The organism is Limnohabitans sp. (genome assembly GCF_040401495.1).
GTDB lineage: Bacteria > Pseudomonadota > Gammaproteobacteria > Burkholderiales > Burkholderiaceae_C > Limnohabitans.
Map to the genome: position 1 here is coordinate 1 of NZ_JBBAOI010000010.1, position 17,541 is coordinate 17,541.

At 50.1% G+C, this 17,541-nt stretch carries 16 protein-coding genes, 1 tRNA gene and 1 pseudogene; 15 read left to right on the forward strand and 3 right to left on the reverse strand.

What is annotated here, in order from left to right:
• Positions 1-195 precede the first annotated feature (195 nt).
• A tRNA-Met gene (locus tag AC9UEO_RS07975) sits at positions 196-272 on the forward strand.
• A gap of 43 nt (positions 273-315) precedes the next feature.
• Here the strand turns inward: AC9UEO_RS07975 and AC9UEO_RS07980 are convergent.
• From AC9UEO_RS07980 to AC9UEO_RS07990, 3 genes are read right to left on the reverse strand one after another with little or no spacing between them, the layout of a single operon-like run.
• Positions 316-732: a VOC family protein gene (locus tag AC9UEO_RS07980; RefSeq protein ID WP_509531916.1), complete on the reverse strand. Its 417-nt coding sequence runs from the start codon at positions 730-732 to the stop codon at positions 316-318.
• The gene (locus tag AC9UEO_RS07985; protein ID WP_509531919.1) at positions 704-1,582 is read right to left on the reverse strand and encodes a fumarylacetoacetate hydrolase family protein; all 879 of its coding nucleotides are present in this window, start codon (positions 1,580-1,582) and stop codon (positions 704-706) included. The genes AC9UEO_RS07980 and AC9UEO_RS07985 overlap by 29 nt, the downstream gene beginning before the upstream one ends.
• Positions 1,579-2,274: a TetR/AcrR family transcriptional regulator gene (locus tag AC9UEO_RS07990; protein ID WP_509531921.1), complete on the reverse strand. Its 696-nt coding sequence runs from the start codon at positions 2,272-2,274 to the stop codon at positions 1,579-1,581. Before AC9UEO_RS07990 ends, AC9UEO_RS07985 begins: the two co-directional genes overlap by 4 nt.
• A gap of 188 nt (positions 2,275-2,462) precedes the next feature.
• Between AC9UEO_RS07990 and AC9UEO_RS07995 the strand changes: the two genes are divergently transcribed.
• From AC9UEO_RS07995 to AC9UEO_RS08060, 14 genes and pseudogenes are all read left to right on the forward strand, one after another.
• A complete protein-coding gene (locus AC9UEO_RS07995) occupies positions 2,463-3,248 on the forward strand; it encodes an alpha/beta fold hydrolase (RefSeq protein WP_509531924.1) in 786 nt (261 codons plus the stop codon).
• 10 nt (positions 3,249-3,258) lie between these two features.
• Positions 3,259-4,572, forward strand: coding sequence for a metal-dependent hydrolase family protein (locus AC9UEO_RS08000; protein WP_509531927.1), 1,314 nt, complete (start codon positions 3,259-3,261; stop codon positions 4,570-4,572).
• 20 nt (positions 4,573-4,592) lie between these two features.
• The gene (locus tag AC9UEO_RS08005; protein ID WP_509531930.1) at positions 4,593-5,876 is read left to right on the forward strand and encodes a metal-dependent hydrolase family protein; all 1,284 of its coding nucleotides are present in this window, start codon (positions 4,593-4,595) and stop codon (positions 5,874-5,876) included.
• Positions 5,873-6,814 carry a branched-chain amino acid ABC transporter permease gene (locus tag AC9UEO_RS08010; protein ID WP_509531932.1) on the forward strand — a complete coding sequence of 314 codons (942 nt, stop codon included), beginning with the start codon at positions 5,873-5,875 and terminating at the stop codon, positions 6,812-6,814. The genes AC9UEO_RS08005 and AC9UEO_RS08010 overlap by 4 nt, the downstream gene beginning before the upstream one ends.
• Positions 6,811-7,962, forward strand: coding sequence for a branched-chain amino acid ABC transporter permease (locus AC9UEO_RS08015; RefSeq protein ID WP_509531935.1), 1,152 nt, complete (start codon positions 6,811-6,813; stop codon positions 7,960-7,962). Before AC9UEO_RS08010 ends, AC9UEO_RS08015 begins: the two co-directional genes overlap by 4 nt.
• Positions 7,963-8,067: 105 nt before the next feature.
• Positions 8,068-9,321 (forward strand): ABC transporter substrate-binding protein, encoded by a 1,254-nt coding sequence (locus tag AC9UEO_RS08020; protein WP_509531938.1) that lies wholly within the window; start codon positions 8,068-8,070, stop codon positions 9,319-9,321.
• 17 nt (positions 9,322-9,338) lie between these two features.
• A complete protein-coding gene (locus AC9UEO_RS08025; RefSeq protein ID WP_509531941.1) occupies positions 9,339-10,166 on the forward strand; it encodes an ABC transporter ATP-binding protein in 828 nt (275 codons plus the stop codon).
• Positions 10,166-10,657: pseudogene (locus AC9UEO_RS08030) on the forward strand (ABC transporter ATP-binding protein); the annotation flags it as partial. The gene AC9UEO_RS08025 and the pseudogene AC9UEO_RS08030, both read left to right, overlap by 1 nt.
• 462 nt (positions 10,658-11,119) lie before the next feature.
• On the forward strand, positions 11,120-12,325 hold the full coding sequence (locus AC9UEO_RS08035) for a Tm-1-like ATP-binding domain-containing protein (RefSeq protein WP_509532086.1): 1,206 nt from the start codon (positions 11,120-11,122) through the stop codon (positions 12,323-12,325).
• A gap of 18 nt (positions 12,326-12,343) precedes the next feature.
• Positions 12,344-13,186: a phosphoenolpyruvate hydrolase family protein gene (locus AC9UEO_RS08040; protein ID WP_509531943.1), complete on the forward strand. Its 843-nt coding sequence runs from the start codon at positions 12,344-12,346 to the stop codon at positions 13,184-13,186.
• 52 nt (positions 13,187-13,238) lie between these two features.
• Positions 13,239-14,939: a flotillin family protein gene (locus AC9UEO_RS08045; RefSeq protein ID WP_509531946.1), complete on the forward strand. Its 1,701-nt coding sequence runs from the start codon at positions 13,239-13,241 to the stop codon at positions 14,937-14,939.
• 4 nt (positions 14,940-14,943) lie between these two features.
• On the forward strand, positions 14,944-15,387 hold the full coding sequence (locus AC9UEO_RS08050; RefSeq protein WP_509531948.1) for an SRPBCC family protein: 444 nt from the start codon (positions 14,944-14,946) through the stop codon (positions 15,385-15,387).
• Positions 15,387-16,871 (forward strand): SRPBCC family protein, encoded by a 1,485-nt coding sequence (locus tag AC9UEO_RS08055; protein WP_509531951.1) that lies wholly within the window; start codon positions 15,387-15,389, stop codon positions 16,869-16,871. Before AC9UEO_RS08050 ends, AC9UEO_RS08055 begins: the two co-directional genes overlap by 1 nt.
• A 68-nt stretch (positions 16,872-16,939) precedes the next feature.
• The gene (locus AC9UEO_RS08060) at positions 16,940-17,497 is read left to right on the forward strand and encodes a peroxiredoxin (protein ID WP_509531954.1); all 558 of its coding nucleotides are present in this window, start codon (positions 16,940-16,942) and stop codon (positions 17,495-17,497) included.
• Positions 17,498-17,541 lie beyond the last annotated feature (44 nt).

Consider the following 17,541-nt stretch of genomic DNA (forward strand, 5'->3'; position numbering starts at 1 on the left):
TTTGACAGTACGACTGACAGGCATAGTAAAAATGGTTTATCACGCTAGCAACACTTGAGCACGGTTCGCGTTGAGTAATAAGTAGTCTGTAGCGCAAGCTGTACACACCCCACAGCGCAATAAAAAAACGAGGCTACTAAAAATCGCCTCATTGCTTTAAAACTCTTGCTGCAGTCTCGCTATAATTTATGGCTCGGCGCTTTAGCTCAGTCGGTTAGAGCGATGGAATCATAATCCACAGGTCCGCGGTTCGAATCCGTGAAGCGCCACCAAATTCAAAGCCCTTGAACAACTTCAAGGGCTTCTTAATTTCTTCTAATCCAAGCTCTCAAGTGGGCTGAAATTGAGCTCTACCTTGGCGCCACTGGGGTCTTCGCAAAAAATCTGCCATGGCCCATTTGGGCGGTGCTGTAATTTATAGGGGTAGCCAGTTTCATCGAAGACTGATTTAACTGCCTTCAAATCTTTTGCAGTAAAAGCCATGTGGTCAATAACGCCTGCTGGCGGGTTAGGGATTGGTCGTTCAAAATACAAATGCAGTACTGCCGTGTCTCCTGCATAAAGCCATGCGCCGGGAAAGCCCAAGTCTGGGCGCGGTCCAACTGTCAAGCCAATGATTCGCTGATAAAAGTCCAAAGTGACTTCGGGATCTTTAGCAATAGCGGTGAAGTGGTTCATGCCAAGAATCATGTCTATGAACTCCTCAGCTTGAAGCAATGAATGTGTTTTCAATTGCGCCGAGTTGGGCAATCTCTATGCGAACTTTGTCACCATGCTTCAAATACTGCGGTGGTTTCAAGCCCATCCCCACACCCGCAGGTGTTCCTGTGGCAATCAGGTCACCAGGGTACAAAGTGATTCCGCGAGAACACGTTTCAATCAATGTAGGAATATCAAAAATCATGTTTGCAGCATTTCCATCTTGACGCAGCTCTCCATTGACCCAACATTTCACATGCGCGCTCAGCCCATCAAATTTATCCGCAGTGACGACCCATGGCCCCATTGGGCAGAAGGTGTCAAAGGACTTACCCAAGTCCCATTGCTGGTGACGCATTTGTACATCTCGTGCGGTTACATCATTTACCACGGTATAGCCATACACATATGACATAGCGTCTGTCTTGGAGATATTTTTGCCTTGCACGCCAATGACAACCAATAACTCGGCTTCGTAATCGATTTGCTGCGAAACATTCAAAGGCAGATGCACATCATCATACGGTCCTGTGACACATTCAGGAACTTTGCTGAAGACGATAGGCCAAGCATTGGGGTCAGCATTGTTGTCTTTGAAAACAGTGTTGGACAGCTCTTTTGCATGGGCATGGTAGTTTCTTCCAACACAAAAAATATTTCGCATCGGGCGAGGAATTGGCGCCTCTAACTTAAGATCTGTCAAGGCTATTGATTCGGAACTGACAGCAGGAAAGGGTTTGCCGCTGGCTTTTCGGTCTACCAAGGCAAGAATGCCCCGCTCATTTTCTTGATTGCTTAAATCAAGTGCTTGAATTCTTAAACCATCATCACTTAAAAGACCAACACTTCTGCTACCTTGGTAAATAAATGTGGCTAACTTCATGTTTTTCCCTTTAAAGATTGACTGCGTGTAGCTTTAACTGGCTTTGAGTTTATGCGAGCCCTGGCTTCAATTTGTGCCGCCTCTACTAATGCTTTTGCCATCCAAAGCACTGTCGCTTCTACCTGCTTGCTAGATTCACTCCAGATATCTTTCAAAACAATATAGGACTCAATGCCATAGACAACAGACAAAGCTTTGTGCAATTGCAAATAAATATCTTCTGGAAGTTGGGTCTTGAATGGCTCCATGGCATGAGCCAGTATTTCAATTCTGTAGCCACGCCTGAATGACGGTTCCTTCAATTGTCCCGCCAAAGCTAGCGCACGTTGCTCTAAAGAAAGTTGAACAGCAGTTCGAAAGGATGTTTCATTTTTACTCAACCGAGGCAGGCTGCGTTTCAATAAATCCATCACTCTGTCTATGCCCTCCAAATGATCTGATGCAAATGTACGCATGGGGCCTAATGAAGCCCCAACCACTGCCGTCAACATCGCAGCTCGGCTAGGGAAACAACGGTAGGCCGTTGCTCTAGATACACCTGCTAACAATGCAACCGTTGAGACCGATGGCGCTGCGCCCGTTGATTCAATTTTTTGGCGAGCAATATCTAGTAGCTGATTAAAAGTAGCTTGCTTGACCCCCGCTGGTGCTAGTGGTTTATCCGGAGTTGGGGGTGAGATTTTTCTTGCCATCAGGGTAAATCAGGATGAAAAAGTCGCTGCAGTCACTTTCACACAAGACCGTCAAGCTTTAGGATGAGCCGAATAAATGAGACGGTCGTCTCAATAATTTGCGACAGTTTATAGCCTTATTCATAAAGTTTGCCGCTAGGAGTCTGCAAGATGTTGAAAAAAATTCTCACCCTTTTGAAGGTGCTGAGATGAGTTTTTACCTGATGGACCATGTGGCTGTGGAAGAAAGCGGCACAGGTTCGCCTGTGGTGTGTGTTCATGGTTTGGGCGGAAGTTCCAACACGTGGTCTGCCATGCACCCCAGTCTTGATGCCCACCGATTGATTCGCATTGATTTACCTGGCAGTGGTCGCTCAAAGTTACCCCAAGAAGAGTTAAGCATGGCTTTGTTGGTTCAATGTCTTCAAACCATCTGCAAAAGCTTAGGCATCGCTCAAGCCCAGTGGCTAGGGCATTCCATGGGAACCATTGTTCTTCAGCACTTAGCCCTTGCAGCACCTTCACTGGTTAAGAGCATGGTGTTGTTTGGCCCATTGGCAGAACCGCCTGAAACTGCTCGCGAAAGCATACGCAACAGGGCTGAAAAAATTCGAAGTAGCGGTATGCAAGGTCTTCAAGAAGTCACAGAAGCTCTATTAAGCACGGCAGTTTCTGAGCACACCAAAAGAAACAATCCCAGTGCATATGCTTATGTCCGCGAGAGTCTGATGCGCCAGTCACCTTTGGGGTATGCGGCTACTTGTGAAGTGTTGTCACAAGCTCGCAGTGCAGATGTTGAACGCATCGCTTCGCCGGTTTTGCTGGTCACGGGTGAAGATGACAAAGTCTCGCCGCCACAAGCGGTTCATGCCTTGGCACGGCGCATGACATCTGCCAAATCTGTCGTGCTCACCAGGTGTGGCCATTGGACACCCATTGAGAAACCCCATGAATGCGCCCGTGAAGCACGTTCATTTTTGAAACGACACACTTGAAGGAAAACACATGAGCCAAGTGCTGTTTACCAATGTCAATGTATTTGATGCGACAGGGGAAATGCCTTACCCTGGCGAAGTGCTGGTTGAAGGCAACAAAATCATCCGAGTCACCCGAACACATCAAGGTATGCGAAATATGCCTTTAGCGGGTCAAACTGTTATTGATGGTGCTGGTTGCTTTTTGATGCCTGGAATGGTGGAAGCACATACGCATTTTTCATGGAACAACCAACCTAGCCTAGATGCCATACAGCGCATGCCACCTGAGGAGCATATTTTGTGGTGCGCAGAAGTGGCCAAGCTATACCTCGACATGGGTTGGACTTCTTGCGTCGGTGCAGCCGCTGCCAAGCCAAGGCTCGATGTTGTGATTCGCAACGCGATCAACGATGGCACCATCATTGGCCCTCGCTATACCGCACCCAGCCAAGAAATCACCGTTCCCGGCGGTTTGGGTGACAGCACCCAGCCGCATTTGCCTCAGCAGGAATTTTCATTTGGCGCAGTAGTCAGCGGTAACGACGAAATGCGTCGCTGTGTACGCATGTTTTGCAAATACGGTGTTGACACTTTGAAAATCAACCTCTCTGGTGAATCCATCACCGGTATGTCTAGCGAGCAAAGCCAATTCACCGAAGAAGAAATCACTACCTGCGTGCAAGAAGCTAAAAGTTGGGGCAAATGGGTTGCGGCCCATGCGCGGTCAACATGGTCTGTCAAACAATGCGTCAAGCAAGGTATCAATGTCATCTATCACGCAAGTTTTTTAGACAGCGAAGCGCTAGATTTGCTAGATCAACATCGCAATTCGCATTTCATTGCACCTGGGTTGGCATGGCTGATCAACACATGTCACAACGCCAAAGAGTATGGCCTCACCCCTGATTTAGTTCAAAAAATGGGCTACTACAAAGAGTTGGATTCAGCCATTGAATCTATGCGTGCTTTGCACAAACGCGGCGTACGCATCATGCCCGGTGGAGACTATGGTTTTGCATGGACACCGCACGGCACCAACGCCAAAGACCTTGAATATTTCACCAAACACATAGGCATGTCCAACCTTGAAGCCTTGCTCAGTGCGACGGCTTGGGGGGCGCCCATGATGCGCAGTGCCGAACCCTTGGGACAGTTGCGAGAAGGTTATCTGGCTGATATTTTGTTGGTCGATGGCGATCCGATGGTTGACATCACAGTCTTGCAAGACAAATCGCGCATTCTTGCTGTCATGAAAGATGGCAAATTCCATCGTGAACCGCCCTCCGTCACCAGCCGAGGAACCCCTTCTCGTCAGTCACCGCCCACCCGTTGGGCCGCTTAAGCTTTAAAGAGGAGACAGCGATGACAACCACGCTCTTTACCAATGTGCGAATTCTTGATGGCTCGGGTGCGGCGCCATACCCAGGCAGTGTGTTGGTGGAAGGTAATCGCATCAAGCACATCAGCAAGTCTGCAGCACCCATGTCAGCTGGAGACGCCATGCAAGTTGACGCTGCAGGCGCAACGCTCATGCCTGGGATGTGCGAAGCTCACACCCATTTCTCTTGGAACAACGCAGCCAATTTGGCTGGCATTCAAACCATGCCCTTGGAAGAGCATGTATTGTGGAGTGCCAAGGTTGCCAAAATCTATTTGGAAGCGGGATGGACATCATGCGTGGGTGCGGCTTGTGCCAAGCCGCGTTTGGATGTGGTTATTCGAAATGCCATTAACAGCGGTCAAATTCCTGGTCCACGCTATCTGGCAGCCAGCCAAGAAATTACCGTTCTGGGGGCTTTGGGCGATGAAACCTTGCCGCACTTACCGTTTCCCGAGTTCAGTTTTGGTGCCAATGTCAGTGGCGCTGAAGACATGCGTAAATGTGTACGCTTGTTTTTAAAGTATGGTGTTGATTCCATCAAACTGAATTTGTCTGGCGATAACTTCACCCAAGACTCACCTGCAGAAACCCATTGGATGACGGATGCTGAAGTGGGGGCCGCAATGGAGGAAGTACGGATGCGTGGCAAACGCGGTACAGCCCATGCGCGCTCGGGACCCTCAGTGCAACAAGCCTTGCGTCATGGCATAGACATCATCTACCACGCAAGCTTTTGCGATGAAAAAACCTTGGACATGCTCGAAGCTGCAAAAGACCGCGTGTTTGTAGTGCCAGGCATCGGCATTATTCACGCATTACTCAATGAAGCCTCTGAATGGGGCGTCACCCGCGCCAAAGCAGAGAGCATGGGCTATGGCATAGAGTGGGAAGCTGCTTTGAAATCGCTGTCAGCTATGCACAAGCGTGGGGTTCGCGTCATGCCAGGTGGTGACTACGGCTTTGCGTTCACACCCCACGGTCAAAATGCTCGCGACCTTGAATTCTTTGTTCGTTATTTGGGCTTTACGCCCATGGAAGCTATTCGCTCTTGCACGCTGTATGGCGGTCAAATCATGATGAAGCCCAATGAACTGGGTTTGGTTAAAGAAGGTTATTTAGCTGACCTGTTGTTGGTCGATGGCGACCCGTTGACCAACTTGGCAATTTTGCGAGAACCCTCGCGTATGTTGGCTGTTATGAAGGACGGTGTGTTTGCCAAACACCCACCCACCACCCGTCAACGCGCTTGGGAGCGTGCTGCATGAGTCGAGCCAGATTGGCATTTTGGTGGTTATTGGTCTTCCCACTGGCGCTGCTGGCGCTGTGGGGTTTGTTTGATGACGCAGTTCTGTTTCTTAAGACATTTCTCAATGGTTTGACTTTGGCTTCGCTGTATTTCATCGTGGCCAGTGGATTTACGCTGGTCTTTGGTTTGATGCGAAATGTCAACCTTGCACACGGTTCTTTGTTCTTGGTTGGGGCCTATGTTGGATGGATTGTGGGCGACCTGACAAGCTCTTGGTTGTTAGCCGTTTTGGCTGGGTTTATTTCATCTGCTGTCCTTGGTGTGGTCATACAGATTGTGGTTTTCAGGCGTATGCAGGGCGAAGACCTCAGGCAAACTTTGGTAACGATTGGCCTGTCCATCGTCTTAGCTGACTTGATGCTTTGGTACTTTGGCGGGGAAATTTATACCTTTGACCCACCCGCTTGGATTTACGGAACGATGAGCTTGCCCATCATTGAGAAATTTCCCACCTACCGCATTGTTGTGTTGCTTATATCGATCGTCATTGGTTTGCTGCTGTGGGGCTTGCTCAATGGCACTCGCATAGGCATGATGATTCGCGCAGGTGTTGATGACAGAGGAATGCTTTCCGCATCTGGCGTTAATGTGCAGCGAATTTTTGCGCTCACCTTTGCTTTAGGCGCAGGACTTGCAGGTCTTGCTGGCGTCGTCGGGGGAACCGCATTGTCGATTTCTCCTGGAGAAGACACCCGATATTTGCTGGCCTCTTTGGTGGTGGTGATTGTGGGTGGCATGGGCAGTGTACCGGGCGCTGCAATTGGCGCATTGCTGATTGGTCTTGCAGAGCAATTTGGTCAAGCCTACGCGCCCACCTACAGCGTGGTTTTCACTTTTGTCATCATGATCATCGCACTGGCGTTCAGACCGCGCGGTGTTTTAGGGAAAGCCACATGAGTGCGGCCCACTGGCGTCGCGCCATGAACACGCAGTCACCTGGCGTCAGGGTGACAGTCAGCACACAAGTGCCTGTTGTGCAAAACACAATATCGCGCACAGCCCGCTACAGTGCGCCTGCTTATGAGGGAACGGGTTGGTGGTCGCGAATGTGGGCGCCCGTTCATCTTCGCCATTGGGTGGTCATGGCCATGGTGTTGCTTTACCCAGCTGTCGCGTCGCCTTTTTTTACCTACCAAATTGGCGCCCAGTCTCTTGCCTTGGGTCTCATCGCTTTATCTCTGACTTTTTTAGGTGGATACGGTGGCATGGTGTCGCTATCGCAAATGACTGTGGCTGGTCTTAGCAGTTACCTGATTGCGATATTCGGCACCAGCAGCATGCAAGCCATCAGTCTGGGCTGGCCATGGTGGTTAGCCGTACTTTTTGCGATGTTTATCTCTATCGTGTTTGCCACCTTGATTGGTTGGCTGTCTATCAGAACCGAGGGTATTCACACCATCATGATTACCTTGGCCATTGGTGTCGCATTTTTCTATTTGACACAGCAAAACTACGTCTTGTTCAATGGTTTTCAAGGCTTTAGCAAAATCAGCGCCCCCATCGTGGGTGAAGTCAATTTCACCGACCCAGTAGCTTTTTATTTTCTTGCACTCGGGTGTGCTCTTTGTGGATATTGGTCCATCAAGTATTTGGTTCGTGCGCCTTTTGGCTTGGCTTTACAAGGTATCCGCGATAACCCAAGGCGTATGAACTCGCTTGGCTTTAATGTGACAGCCCACAGGCTCGCTGCACATGCATTCTCAGGATTGCTGGCATCTATTGGCGGCATTCTGCTTGTTTGGTACAACAACCGCGTCTCGCCCGGTTCTATCAACACAGGTGCACTGATAAATATTTTGGTGATTGCTGTGCTAGGAGGCATGAAGCACCCCTTAGGCGCATTTATTGGGGCCATTACTTTTGTTTTGCTGCAAAACTTTGCCATCGATTTGGTTGACAGACAACGCTTTAATCTGGTGATTGGCGGTGTGTTTTTATTGATCGTATTTTTCTCGCCTGATGGACTGCTGGGTCTATGGCACAAATTTCGCTCACGCTGGTTGGTTTCATCCACGGCGTCAGCACCTGAAAGTCGCCGCTCATGATTGATTTTTTTTTAGTCAATCAGTTTGGTAACTTGACGCTATGGCCGGTGGGTCTGGGCGTCTTTTCACCGGCCATTGGCCTTTTTTCAACCTGAGGAGACAACAATGCATTTAAGCAAAAGAACGCTGGCACGTACTGTGATCAGCGCAGCAATTTTGGCGGCCACTACTGGTTTTGCTTTCGCTGAAGGAACCTTGAAAGTTGGACTGCTTTCTATTCTTGAAGGCCCATTTGCGGTACCTGGACAAGATGGCATTCGCGGCGCTGAGCTTGCCTTGAAACAAAAAGGTGGAACAGCAGGTGGCATGAAAATTGAACTCATCAGCGGATCCTCTGATGGCAATCCTGACAAAGCCGTTGCTGCTACCCGTAAATTGGTAGAACAAGACAAGGTGCAAGTCATGATTGGCCCCTTGTCGGGAGACGAAGGAATTGCAGTGAAGAACTATGCCAAAACACAGGCAGGCATAACCTTCATCAATGGTTCATCGGGTGCGCAAGCAGCCACCTTGAACGATCCTTCAACCAACTTCTTTCGCTTCAACACAGAAGGTGCGCAGTGGATGGTGGGACTGGGCGACCATGCTTTGTCTAAGGGATACAAAAAAATGTTCCTGATTGCCGAAGACTATGGCTTCCCCTATTCGCAGGTACAAGGCTTCATGGCCAGTTACTGCGCTAAAGGTGGCAAGGTATTGGACAAAGCATGGGTGCCACTGGGCACTAAGGACTACGCTTCCGTCATTGCCAAAATCCCCAAGGATGTGGACGCATTGCTGGTGGTCTTGGGTGGCTCTGATGCGGTCAACTTCCTGACCCAATACGAGCAATCCGGCGGCACTAAGCCCATGGTGGGCGGCTCCATCACGGTTGACCAAACCGTGCTGAACTACAAAGGCAAACGTCGTGAATCTTTGGTGGGCACAGCTTCAGCTGGACCCATGGCCGATTCGTTGGATACAGCTGAGTGGAAAAAATTTGTTGCTGACTACAAAGCCAACTTTAAAGACGGTTTCCCAAGCCCATCACTGTTCGCTTACCTCTACTACATCAACACCAAAGCAGCCTTGGATGGTTTGGATGCTGTTAAAGGTGATTTGAGTGGAGGTCAGAAGAAGTACCGTGAAGCGCTGCAGAAAACCAAATTTGTCGGCCCTGCTGGCGAAGTGGTGATCGATGCCAACCGTAACGGCGTAGGACCAACCTACATCACCGAAGTGACCAAGGCCGCAGACGGTTCGCTTTTCAACAAAGTGGTCAAGACTGTTCCTAACATTACCCAGACTCTGGGTCTGCCCGAAGCAGAATTCAAGAAAATGGGCTTGGGTACACGGGATATTCCTGACTGCCGTAAGTAAGCATCAGGCAGATAACGATGGCATCCATCACCGCATTGCGTTCAAACTCGCCAGAAATGGCGAGGCCCATGGTTACTTCGCCAAGCGAAGTACCCCGCATGTCTTCCGAGGCCTTGGTCTTGGAGAATGTGACACGGGCATTTGGCGCTTTGCGGGCGGTGGATGACGTCTCTTTATCTGTTCTCGCCGGTGAAAAACGTGCCATCTTGGGTGCGAATGGAGCGGGTAAGACCACTTTGTTCAATGCCATCACCGGTGACTTTCCACCCACATCGGGTCAAATTCGTTTTTTTGGTGAAGACGTTACTTACATGGACCCGTTTGAGCGCATCCGCAAAGGGTTGCGACGAACCTACCAGTCTTCACTTTTATTTCGCGACCTGAGTGTGCGCGACAACCTGTTTCTTGCAGTTCGAGGTGTGGCCAACGCAAGATTCAGTTTCAGGCGGGCAGGTAAAAACCACCCCTCCACATTGGCTACCCAAGATTTATTAGAGCGTGGGCGCCTCACCCATATTGCAGATGAATTGGTCAGCAATCTTGCCCACGGTCAACAAAGACAACTTGAAATTGCCATTGCCTTGGCGGGTGCACCTCGCTTGATTTTGTTTGATGAACCAGCTGCGGGACTGTCACCCGCTGAGCGACGTGAGCTTGTCAAACTCTTGACATCTTTGCCATCCCACATGAGCTTCGTGTTGATTGAGCACGATTTGGAAATTGCTTTGCGAGTGGTTGAAAAAGTTACCGTCATGCATAACGGCGCTGTGATCAAAACCGGTACACCTTCCGAGATTGAAAACGATGCGCAGGTGCAAGCCATCTACATGGGGGGCAAACACTGATGGCCTGGTTTGGCGAAGCCCCCAGCCGCAACTTCAAAGGCCCCTTACTGGTGGTTGAGGATTTGCACGTGTACTTTGGCCAAGCACATGTACTGCAAGGCATTTCACTCTCACTCAGTCAGGGTGTTCTCGGCATTGTGGGTCGCAATGGCATGGGTAAATCAACGCTTTGTAATGCGCTCACTGGGTTGGTGGGTGCGAGCGGCAGTGTACGTTTGGCTGGTGAAGAAATTTTAGGCAAGTCGCCCCACGAAATCACAAGACGTGGCATGGCCTATGTCCCCCAAGGTCGACGTGTTTGGCCTTCGTTGACGGTTGATGAAACCCTGCGATTGGTTGCACCTCAGCGCAGCGATGTTGACCGCGTCTATGCAATGTTCCCTCGCTTGGCTGAACGAAAAAACAACGGTGGCTCCCAGCTTTCTGGCGGTGAACAGCAAATGTTAGCCATTGGTCGTGCGCTGCTTTTACGACCACGTATTTTGATCATGGATGAACCGACAGAGGGTTTGGCGCCTGTGATTGTTGAGCAAGTAGAGGCTTCGCTGCGCCAACTTGCCACTGAAGACGGCATAGCCATTTTGTTGATTGAACAAAACTTAGGCGTCGCAGTGGCCAGCGCTGACCGTGTGGCTGTGATGGTCAATGGACGCATACAAGATGAAATGCCTGCTGCTGAGTTGGCTAATGACAAAGGTTTACAAGAGCGTCTGCTTGGCCTTCGAGCCTCTGGTGAAGCGTTTGATGAAACGCCTTTGGAACCTGTAAGCAATGAACCTGCCACTGTGGTGCGAGTTCAACGTGCCTACAGTTCAGAAGATATTCCATTTAGTCAGCAATTCACCAAGGCCTTTAACGCCTCGGATAACTCTGTTGGGTTGGCCCAAGTTGCATCGTCACAAGCACAAGTTTTTGACTTCCCTGTTGCAGCAAGCAGCAGTCAGGCGGCCTATGTGGCTGGCACATTTGATACCAAAGGCAAAGAACTGTTCTTTTTGCGCCAGTGCTTGGAAAAGCTCGGCCTGCGAGTTGTCACCGTAGACCTTTCCACAACAGGTCGCCCCTCGCCTGCATCAGTACATCCGCGAGAAGTGGCAAGACACCATCCGCAAGGAGAGCAAGCTGTTTTCTCTTCTGACAGGGGCAGCAGTGTTGCAGCCATGGCATTGGCTTTTGAGTCATTTATTCGCACTCGCCGAGATGTAGGTGGATTGATTTCCGCTGGCGGCTCTGGCGGCACTTCCTTGGCCACAGCGGCCATGCGTGTGTTGCCGATTGGGGTTCCCAAGGTCATGGTGTCAACCATGGCTTCAGGGGATACAAGACCTTATGTGGGCCCCAGCGATATTTGCATGATGTACTCGGTCACAGATGTGCAGGGTATCAACCGAATCAGCGAAAAGGTTTTGTCCAATGCTGCACATGCTCTCGCAGGCATGGTCACACACAAGCACCGCGGCTCTGAAACCGTTAAACCCGCAGTCGGATTAACCATGTTTGGTGTGACCACACCTTGTGTTCAAGCTGTTACCAAACGTTTAGAAGATCGCTTTGATTGCTTGGTTTTTCATGCCACGGGTACAGGCGGTCAATCCATGGAGAAGTTGGCAGCATCGCAACTTCTGAATGGGGTTATTGATGTCTCGACCACCGAGATTGCAGATGAAATCGTCGGAGCAACATTGTCTGCTGGCCCCACACGAATGGATGTGTTTTCCCAAGTTGATTTGCCCTATATTGGTTCTTGCGGGGCTTTGGACATGGCCAACTTTGGCCCTTACGACACGGTACCTGAGCGTTTCAAAGGGCGCGTTTTGTACCGGCATAACCCCAACGTCACCTTGATGCGTACAACCGCTGAAGAGTGCCGACAAATCGGTGAATTTATCGCCAATAAACTGAATGCAATGCGTGGTCCTGTGCGCTTCTTAATTCCTGAAAAAGGGGTCTCTGCCATTGACAAAGAGGGTCAGGTTTTTTTCGATCCTACTGCAAATCAAGCTTTGTTTTCAGCATTGCAAGCCAACTTCAGTACAACTGCTCAACACAAGTTAATCAAACTTCCTTTGCATATCAATGACGAAGCTTTTGCCCATGCTCTGGTGGATGCATGGCTAGAAATTAGCACCCACAGCCAACGTCAAAGTAAAACAGCCTAAGGAAGAACAGGAAAGAACATGCCGCGTATCGCTCGTCAAACCATTCTCACCAACTTGCGCCAAAAAATTTCTCAAGGCTTGCCAATCATTGGCGGTGGTGCAGGTACCGGTTTGTCCGCTAAATGTGAAGAGGCTGGCGGCATCGATTTGATTGTGATTTACAACTCTGGCCGCTACCGCATGGCAGGCAGAGGTTCATTGGCTGGTTTACTTGCTTACGGTAATGCCAACGATATCGTGTGCGATATGGCGAAAGAAGTTTTGCCCGTGGTGAAGCACACACCCGTATTGGCTGGTGTCAATGGCACGGATCCTTTCATGCTGCCTGAAGAATTCCTTCATCGACTGATTCGTCTTGGATTTTCTGGCATTCAAAATTTCCCAACGGTTGGGCTGATTGATGGACTTTTTCGTGCCAACCTTGAAGAAACTGGCATGGGGTACGGCTTAGAAGTAGACATTATTCGACAAGCACATTCCCTTGATTTGTTGACCACACCTTATGTGTTTCATAGCGACCAAGCAGCGGACATGGCAAAAGCTGGTGCAGATATTGTGGTGTGCCACATGGGATTGACCACAGGTGGGAGTATTGGTGCAGACACAGCCATGAAGCTCAGTGACTGTGTTGAGCCCATTCACCAGTGGTGTGAAGCTGCTTTAAAAGTCAAACCTGATGTCTTACTGCTGTGCCACGGCGGCCCGATTGCAACACCCATTGATGCCGAATGGATTTTGCAGCAATGCCCAGAGTTGCACGGGTTTTATGGGGCAAGTTCCATGGAACGTCTACCCACGGAGATTGCTTTAACGGATACCACTCGCCAATTTGTGAACCTGCGACGCAAAGGTTCTCAATGAAGCAAGTCGTTTGTGTTGACTGTTGTTTGTTTTATATGCTGGAGAATTGACCATGACGGGCTCTCAATTTGGTGAGTTTTTACTCGGCCTCATCGTTTTAGCAATTGTCGTTGCCATCGCTGTTTGGTTGCTGCATTGGCTTTATTTACGCAGCAGCAAAGAGCGTGCATTTGTGCGTACTGGCCTAGGCGGAGAAAAAGTGGTGGTTGATGGTGGTGCATTTGTGCTCCCCATCTTGCATGATGTGATTCCTGTGAATATGAACACCCTTCGGCTTGAGGTCATTCGAGGGCGTGATAAGTCTTTAATTACCAAAGACCGTATGCGTGTCGATGTCATTGCTGAGTTTTATGTTCGAGTTGCTGCAAAACCAGAGTCTGTTGCAGCGGCCGCTCAAACGCTGGGGCAACGGACTTTGGAGCCAGAACGCCTGAAAGAATTGATTGAGGGTAAATTTGTTGATGCCCTGCGAACCGCTGCAGCTGACATGACCATGGAAGAACTCCATGAGAAACGTGGTGCTTATGTGCGTCGTGTACGTGAAGCAGTGGCAGAAGACTTAACCAAAAACGGTTTAGAGCTTGAAGCCGCATCTTTAACGCAGCTCGATCAAACCAGCATGGAGTATTTCAACCCCAGCAATGCCTTTGACGCTGAAGGCTTAACCCGACTGACAGAACAAATTGAGCACCGTAAAAAACAACGCAACGATGTAGAACAAGATACCTTGATTGCAATTCGCAATAAAAACCTTGAAGCAGAAAAGCTGTCTTTGGGTATTGACCGCGAATCGGAACTTGCTCGCCTGCAGCAAAACAGAGAAGTTGAATTTGCCAGGGCTCGCCAGCGCTCTGAACTCACGACCGAGCGTGTGGAGCGCGAACGAGAGGCAGAAAGCGCTCAAATCATTGCCCGTCAATCGATAGAGAGTGCGCGTATCCATTCGGATGAAACCATCGAAAAAGAGCGGATTCAAAAGGAGCAAAACTTGCAATCGATCGAGATCGAACGTCGCAAGGCCTTAGAGTTGGCTGAGCAACAACGTGCGATTGCTGTTGCGGTTGAAAGCAAGCAACACAGCGAGGCCTTGGCCAAGGCGGACGAAGCGCGTGCATTGGCTGTCAGTGCGGAAGAACGTGTTTTCACCGCTCGCGAAGTTGAAGTAGCCAATCGCCAAAAAGAAATTGAACTGATTGCTACCCAGCAAGATATTGAGCGCGAAACCATGCGCATAGTGCAAACCGCACAGGCTGAAGAAAACGCCAGCGCCAGCAGAGGCGCGGCTATTCGTGCGAATGCCCAAGCGGATGCGGATGCAGAAAAAATTCGTGCCATGGCTCAACGCATTCGCGCTGAAGTTGAGGCGGAGTCGCTGATGTTGATGAACAAGGCGCACAACACTTTGACGCCTGAGGCAAGGGCTTCTGCCTTGAGGATGCGTTTGGTTGAGAAGGCTGAGGCCATTATTCGAGAATCGGTGCGCCCCATGGAGCGTATCGAGGGTATCAAAATCATGCATGTTGACGGCTTAGCTGGCGGCGGTCATGGTGGCTCTGACAACCATGGACAAGTCGGTTTTGCAGATGGCATTGTCAATTCTGCTTTGCGTTTCAGAGCACAGGCACCCATTGTTGACCAGCTTTTGAAAGAGATTGGCCTTGAAGGCGGCGACATACAACGCTTGGTCTCAGGCGTGTCTGGTGCCAATGCAGGCATGAGCGATCCCGTCACACCACCAGCGCTCAAGGAGTAGTGTTTTGATTCAGGTCTACACCTCCAGCGTGATTGATGCGAGTGCTGATGCTGTCTGGGCCAAAATTCGCGACTTCAATGCCCTGCCTCAATGGCATCCCGCGATTGCAGACAGCCGCATTGAAAATAGCCAAGCTTCGGACCGGGTAGGTTGTGTTCGCTACTTTCACTTGCGTGATGGTGGGCTTATCCGTGAACGCTTGCTGGCTTTGTCAGACTATGACTTCACCTGTACTTACAGTATCTTGGAAAGCCCCTTGGGGGTTGACAACTATGTCGCCACCCTGAAGTTGACCCCCATCACGGACGGAGGTCGCTGTTTCGCCGAGTGGAGTGCAGAATTTGACTGCCCGCCTCAGCGCGAAGCTGAGTTGTCAAACTCTATAGGGCAAGGTGTTTTTCAAGTTGGATTTGACGCTTTGAAGCGTCATTTTTCTTCGCGTCGCTAATGGCTTTGCAAAAAGTTGTCCGCTCGACTGTCATCGATGCCCCTATTGATAGAGTATGGGCAGTTTTGCGCGACTTCAACAGCCATGACCAATGGCATGAAGTAGTTGACCGCAGTGAGATTGAGGACGGTAAACAGAGTGACCGTATAGGCTGTGTGCGTAACTTCACTTTACAAGACGGCAGCCATATTCGTGAGATGCTGCTTAGCTTGTCTGATAAAGACTACATCAGCACCTACACCATTGTCGAGGCGACTGTTCCATTGCAACGTTATGTTGCGACCATCACTTTAAAACCAGTGACAGACGGGCAGCGCACTTTCTGGCACTGGGCTTCTTCTTTTGCAACACCTCCTGGTATGGAAAAAGAGCTGCGGGACATGGTGGCCCACGGGGTGTATGAAGCTGGGTTCGTCAACCTTAAAAGACATCTGCAACTGGGAAGTACGTTTGTGCGCAACACAGCACGTACAACGGGCGTCAAGCCTGTGCTTCAATCTTCGCCCATTGCAGCACAAACCATCAAAGTGCGTGAGTATGGTGATGCTGTTCAATTGCGAGCTGAAACCACAGAGGTGCCTCCCCCTGGCGTTGGTGAGGTTCGTATCCGCCAAAACGCTATAGGTGTGAATTACCTTGATGTCTATTTACGCAAAGGCTGGATTCCAGAATTTCTTCCCTTACCCGGCACCCCTGGGATGGAGGCAGCCGGTGAGGTGATTGACGTAGGTCCTGATGTGACCAGTCTTTTACCCGGAGACCGTGTGGCCTACATGGGCCCTGCCCCTGGTTCTTACACCTCGGTTCGTAATGTCCCTGTGGCTTGGACCGTGCGTTTGGGTGCTGGTATTGATGATGTGACCGCAGCAGCAAGCTTGCTCAAAGGCATCACAGCAGAGTATTTGTTACACGACCTTGGCCGAGTGAAAGCGGGAACCCGCCTCTTGGTTCATGCAGCAGCTGGTGGTGTAGGGACTTTGGTATGCGCATGGGCAAGAAGCATGGGCGCATTGGTCATAGGCACCGTCAGCTCCGAGGCCAAAGCGCGAATTGCACGTGACCATGGGTGCCAGCATGTCATCGTTACCTCTGATTACACATTCAGCGCCGCCGTTCACAGCATTTCTAAGGGAGCCGATGTCATCATTGATGGTCTAGGGGATGGCGCGAGAGAAGAAAATTTTGCCGCTCTTGCCCCTTGTGGCCATTGGATCAGTCTTGGTCAAGCCAGCGGCCCACTACAGCCCATATCGCCGGATTGGTTGGTGGAGAAGTCTGTCAGTTTTTCTCGACCAGTTGCATTTGCGTACGTAGCCACACATGCCTTGCTTAACCAAAGGGCAGAGCGAGTTTGGCAAGCCTTTCGTGAGGGTGTTTTGCTACCCGTACAAACAGAACAATTTGCCTTGAAAGAAGCAGCGAGAGCACACACAAGACTTGAGTCTCGTCAAAGCATTGGGGCATTGGTACTTTTGCCTAACTGACACCTAAGTGCCAAGTCGTTTGGGCAAAGCTCAGCGAAAATAGATTTGTTGCCACCTGAAGCACGACCATGTCCAACTACAACACCACACCCGATAACCTTCCAGTGCCCCTAGACGATGGTGCTGCCCAACATTTGATGGGGTTGTCACTGCCATCTATCGCAATGATGGGGACGCATGGTGCGCAAGTCAATGTCGGGCATTTAAAGGGCTGGGTAGTAATTTACTGCTACCCCATGACAGGCATACCAGGTGTACCCTTGCCAGCAGGTTGGGACCAAATACCAGGTGCACGGGGATGCACCCCCCAATCCAACGCTTACAAACAAGCTCACCCAACGCTTAAAGCATTGGGAGTGCAAGTCTTTGGCCTAAGTACACAAGCCACGGCATACCAGCAAGAAATGACCGAACGCTTGCAATTGCCTTTTCCAGTGCTCAGCGACGATGAACTGCAATTTCAAAAGGCATTGCAATTGCCCACCTTCATCGCTGCCGAAAAAACATTGATTAAAAGGCTAACCTTGGTGGCCAATGAAGGTACGATTCAACAAGTACATTACCCAGTGTTTCCAAGCGACGCTGATGCGGCCTGGGTGTTGAACTATTTACAGACCGTGCTTTAACACCCATGCTAGAAACTTTGTGTTTTGCGCTGATCTTTGATTGA

What these genes read in the sequence shown, in the direction of transcription:
- AC9UEO_RS07985 (WP_509531919.1), bottom strand. Translation starts at nt 1,582, where the DNA reads ATGAAGTTAGCCACATTTATTTACCAAGGTAGCAGAAGTGTTGGTCTT.
- AC9UEO_RS07990 (WP_509531921.1), bottom strand. Translation starts at nt 2,274, where the DNA reads ATGGCAAGAAAAATCTCACCCCCAACTCCGGATAAACCACTAGCACCA.
- AC9UEO_RS07995 (WP_509531924.1), top strand. Translation starts at nt 2,463, where the DNA reads ATGAGTTTTTACCTGATGGACCATGTGGCTGTGGAAGAAAGCGGCACA.
- AC9UEO_RS08000 (WP_509531927.1), top strand. Translation starts at nt 3,259, where the DNA reads ATGAGCCAAGTGCTGTTTACCAATGTCAATGTATTTGATGCGACAGGG.
- AC9UEO_RS08005 (WP_509531930.1), top strand. Translation starts at nt 4,593, where the DNA reads ATGACAACCACGCTCTTTACCAATGTGCGAATTCTTGATGGCTCGGGT.
- AC9UEO_RS08010 (WP_509531932.1), top strand. Translation starts at nt 5,873, where the DNA reads ATGAGTCGAGCCAGATTGGCATTTTGGTGGTTATTGGTCTTCCCACTG.
- AC9UEO_RS08015 (WP_509531935.1), top strand. Translation starts at nt 6,811, where the DNA reads ATGAGTGCGGCCCACTGGCGTCGCGCCATGAACACGCAGTCACCTGGC.
- AC9UEO_RS08020 (WP_509531938.1), top strand. Translation starts at nt 8,068, where the DNA reads ATGCATTTAAGCAAAAGAACGCTGGCACGTACTGTGATCAGCGCAGCA.
- AC9UEO_RS08025 (WP_509531941.1), top strand. Translation starts at nt 9,339, where the DNA reads ATGGCATCCATCACCGCATTGCGTTCAAACTCGCCAGAAATGGCGAGG.
- AC9UEO_RS08040 (WP_509531943.1), top strand. Translation starts at nt 12,344, where the DNA reads ATGCCGCGTATCGCTCGTCAAACCATTCTCACCAACTTGCGCCAAAAA.
- AC9UEO_RS08045 (WP_509531946.1), top strand. Translation starts at nt 13,239, where the DNA reads ATGACGGGCTCTCAATTTGGTGAGTTTTTACTCGGCCTCATCGTTTTA.
- AC9UEO_RS08055 (WP_509531951.1), top strand. Translation starts at nt 15,387, where the DNA reads ATGGCTTTGCAAAAAGTTGTCCGCTCGACTGTCATCGATGCCCCTATT.
- AC9UEO_RS08060 (WP_509531954.1), top strand. Translation starts at nt 16,940, where the DNA reads ATGTCCAACTACAACACCACACCCGATAACCTTCCAGTGCCCCTAGAC.